Source organism: Methanobrevibacter sp. (assembly GCF_045539575.1).
Classification (GTDB): domain Archaea; phylum Methanobacteriota; class Methanobacteria; order Methanobacteriales; family Methanobacteriaceae; genus Methanocatella.
Map to the genome: position 1 here is coordinate 1 of NZ_JAZQFM010000061.1, position 3,814 is coordinate 3,814.

The window sequence follows — 3,814 nt, forward strand, 5'->3', positions numbered from 1 at the left end:
AAGTTCAAATCAGAAAAAAATCCTAATATTTCATTTAGAATACAAGCAAACAATAATAATATCCGTTTAAATGAGCGAAAAAACAGAATACAAATGCCGACAATTGGTAAAATCAAATTCAAAACCAGTAAAGAATATAAACAAAAAATACAGGAGTCCAAAATCAACAACATAACAATCAAACACGAAAACGGCATATACATAGGAATAATAAACATCAACACAAATCATATTCCCTTGGAACACTGTTTTGAAGCCGTTGGCATTGATATGGGTATTAGAAGACCATTAACCTGCAGCAATGGTTTAAAAATCGAAGAATTTGATTTAATACGAGAAGAAAAAAACGTTAAATATTATCAGCGTGAAATGAGTAAAAAACAACCGGGAAGCAAAAATTATTGTATGGCTCAAAAAAGATACTGGCAAGCATTGAACAAGAAAATCAACAAGAAAAACGACCAATATCACAAAATCACACACCATATAGTAAAAAACAATCAGGTAATATCACTAGAAACACTAAACATAAAAGGATGGTTTAAAAATAAGCATTGGGCTCCAAAATTACAACGCATATCCTTATATGAGATAATAAGACAATTAAAATACAAATCAGAGCGAAATAATCGTATAATAATTCAGGTGGGAAGATTTTTTCCTTCAAGCCAAAAATGCAGCAACTGTGGATATCAATACTATGATTTGGAATTGGGTGAAGAAGATTGGATTTGTCCGGTATGTGGAAAACATCATGATAGGGACTTAAATGCAAGTATTAATATAAAAAATGAAGGATTAAGATTAATCCGAGAAAAAATAATAAAGACAATTTCATATTGGGATTGTCGTGGCCTGCGGTGCGCGGGTATCGGCTCGAAAGTATTAACATTCTGCTCAAAGAGCATGTTAAAAAATCGAGAATCCCCAACTTCTTAAAAGTTGGTGGAAGTTCAAAAATATATGTCTGCAGTGAATTTATCCATGATTTTAATTAATTGTCTTTTCTGCCGTGTACTTTTTTTACATGCTTTTTTGATTTTTCCTTCAGCAAAAATTTTGTTCAGTTTTTGGGAATTCTCTAATTTTTCACGGTTAATTTTCTTATTTTTGTTCATGTTTTATGAACTTTATTTCACTAAATAGTAAGTTTTAAATAAGTAAAAACTATATTTCCAATCAAGCAGGTGAAAAAAATAGACTGTGGTAAAATCTAAGAGAGGAAAAATTAATGAAAAAAAGTCGAATGATTCTGATTATTATTTTAATTGCTATAATTATGGTTCTGGGCATTCTGTCTTTCGGACCGGGTGCTTCTCAAAGAATTGATATTGTTGGTTCCACTTCAGTTCAGCCTGTAGCTGAAAAGCTTGTAGAGGAGTATAAAATCAATCATCCTGATGTAAAAATAAATGTTCAGGGTGGAGGATCCAGTTTGGGCATCAAAACTGTTCATGATGGGATTGCAGATATAGGAATGAGTTCCAAGGAATTGGACAGCAGTGGAAAAGAGGGCATTTCTGAATATGAAATTGGAAAAGACGGCATTGTAGTTGCCGTAAATGTTAAAAACAATGTCTCTGATTTAACAAAAAGTCAGCTGAAAGATATTTTTTCCGGAAAAATTACCAACTGGAGGGAAGTTGGCGGAAATGACGGTGAAATCCACATTGTATGTCGTGAAGCCGGATCAGGTACATTGAATGCTTTTGAAGATATTGTAATGGGTGATGCTAAGATTAAACGTGATGCAATTGTTCAAAGTTCCACCGAGGCTGTAAAACAGTCTGTCAAACAGGATGAAAATGCAATAGGCTTTGTTTCCTTTGCACATGTTTCTGATGATGTAAAGACTTTAAATATTGGAGGAGTAACTCCGGGAAATGAAACAATTGCGGACGGTTCATATGAACTGCAAAGACCTTTTTTATTCCTGGTTAAGGGAAATCCTTCAGGCGAGCTGAAAAAATTCATCGACTGGACGGGCGGAAGCGAAGCACAAAAGATTATTGAGGAAGAAAAAATTATCAAATCAACAGAATGATTTGTCGGGAGTGTTTATAATGAAAAAATCTTTATATGAATTATTAATAGAAAGGGCGCTGTTTTTAACGGCGCTTCTGTCATGCTTTATAATTTTAATTATTTCCGGTTTCATATTTATTGAGGGGTTGCCGGCAATTCAGGAATACGGATTTTTCAAATTTTTACTGGGAAATCTGTGGTCTCCCAATGACGGTGAATTCGGAGTATTTTCCATGATTGCAGGATCACTTTACGTAACATTCCTTGCACTTTTAATTTCAACACCTCTGTCAGTTTTATGCGCTACATTTATGGCGGAAGTTGCAGGTGAAAAAGTCAGAAATATTTTAAAGCCGGTTATCCAGACATTATCAGGAATTCCTTCCGTTGTTTACGGATTTTTCGGACTTGTAGTGCTGGTTCCGTTTATAAGGTCTCATTTTGGAGGAAGCGGATTCAGCGTAATTACTGCCGCATTAATCCTGTCGGTCATGATTCTTCCAACCATAATATCAGTTTCATATGATTCGCTTAGAGCAGTACCTGGCGAGTATAGGGAAGCATCACTGGGACTTGGTGCAACAGGATGGCAGACAATCAGCAAAGTGGTAATTCCATCAGCCCTCCCCGGAATCATCACTGCAATAATTTTGGGAATGGGAAGAGCTGTAGGCGAAACATTGGCAGTGATAATGGTTGTCGGCAATGTTTCAAAAATACCTTACTCAATATTTGAGCCTGCAAGAACATTAACGTCAAATATTGCACTGGAGATGAGTTATGCTACCGGAATTCACTATCATGCATTATTTACAACAGCGGTCATACTGTTTATACTAATAATGCTGCTTCTGGTTATTGTGAAGAGTATTCAAAGGAGATTCAGCCTTGATATTTCCGGAGGGTTATTATGAAAAGCTTTTTATCACCGCATGCGTCTCACAAAATCATGAATTCAGTATTGATTTTTTCAGGAGTAATCACAATTTCAGTTCTGGTAATCATTTTGGCATTCATATTGATTGAAGGGCTTCCGGCAATAGATTTGGAGTTTATTTTCGGAGGTGTTAAAGACCAGGGCAGATCCGGAGGAATATTGCCAATAATTGTCTCCAGTTTGTATGTGACTCTAATTTCAGTTTTAATAGCAGCTCCTTTAGGTGTAGGTGCAGCTATCTATGTTGTTGAGTATGCAGAAAACAGGAAGCTTGTTAATATAATACGTTTCGGGGCAGAGACATTGGCGTCTATCCCTTCAATTGTCTTCGGTTTATTCGGATTTGCATTTTTTGTAATGTTTTTGAAGATGGGATGGTCTGTATTTTCAGCCGGCCTTGTTTTGGCAATTATGGCGATTCCGACAATATTTCAGGTAGTTGAGGTTTCATTAAGGTCAGTACCAAGCACATATAAGGAAGGAAGCTATGGTCTGGGAGCAACAAAATGGCAGACTATATGCAATGTGATTTTGCCTGCGGCAATTCCGGGAATCGTCACAGGAATAATACTTGCAATGACAAGGGCCATTTCAGAAGCCGCCGCTGTAATGTATACGGTCGGTTCATCGGTTTCCATGCCTATTTCAATGTTTGATCCGGGCCGTCCGCTGCCCCTTCATCTGTATATTCTGGCAACTGAAGGAATATCTCTGCAGAATGCATTTGCAACTGCTGCGGTTCTTGTAATTATAGTGATGGTAATTACATTTTTAACCAATTATTTCACACAAAGGTATCAAAACAAAATGATGGGAAATTTATAAAGTTTATGAGGTTTTATTATGTACAGG

5 protein-coding genes are annotated in these 3,814 nt (G+C 36.2%); 4 read left to right on the forward strand and 1 reads right to left on the reverse strand.

Annotation, left to right across the window (positions count from 1 at the left end; all coding sequences use genetic code 11):
- Positions 1–939, forward strand: a 939-nt coding sequence (locus tag ACKI30_RS08140; protein WP_407411477.1) for an RNA-guided endonuclease TnpB family protein, incomplete at its 5' end; no start/stop codon positions are given.
- A gap of 14 nt (positions 940–953) precedes the next feature.
- Here the strand turns inward: ACKI30_RS08140 and ACKI30_RS08145 are convergent.
- Positions 954–1,118 carry a hypothetical protein gene (locus ACKI30_RS08145; RefSeq protein WP_407411479.1) on the reverse strand — a complete coding sequence of 55 codons (165 nt, stop codon included), beginning with the start codon at positions 1,116–1,118 and terminating at the stop codon, positions 954–956.
- Between the two features lie 113 nt (positions 1,119–1,231).
- Between ACKI30_RS08145 and ACKI30_RS08150 the strand changes: the two genes are divergently transcribed.
- From ACKI30_RS08150 to pstA, 3 genes are read left to right on the forward strand one after another with little or no spacing between them, the layout of a single operon-like run.
- On the forward strand, positions 1,232–2,044 hold the full coding sequence (locus ACKI30_RS08150) for a phosphate ABC transporter substrate-binding protein (protein WP_407411481.1): 813 nt from the start codon (positions 1,232–1,234) through the stop codon (positions 2,042–2,044).
- Between the two features lie 16 nt (positions 2,045–2,060).
- Entirely contained in the window at positions 2,061–2,939 is an 879-nt protein-coding gene (pstC, locus tag ACKI30_RS08155; protein ID WP_407411485.1) for a phosphate ABC transporter permease subunit PstC, read from the forward strand.
- Complete coding sequence (gene pstA / locus ACKI30_RS08160) at positions 2,936–3,787, forward strand: phosphate ABC transporter permease PstA (protein ID WP_407411483.1); 852 nt, start codon at positions 2,936–2,938, stop codon at positions 3,785–3,787. The genes pstC and pstA overlap by 4 nt, the downstream gene beginning before the upstream one ends.
- Positions 3,788–3,814: the final 27 nt, after the last annotated feature.

Coding starts and splice junctions, on each gene's coding strand:
- pstA (WP_407411483.1), top strand. CDS start 2,936: ATGAAAAGCTTTTTATCACCGCATGCGTCTCACAAAATCATGAATTCA.
- ACKI30_RS08150 (WP_407411481.1), top strand. CDS start 1,232: ATGAAAAAAAGTCGAATGATTCTGATTATTATTTTAATTGCTATAATT.
- ACKI30_RS08145 (WP_407411479.1), bottom strand. CDS start 1,118: ATGAACAAAAATAAGAAAATTAACCGTGAAAAATTAGAGAATTCCCAA.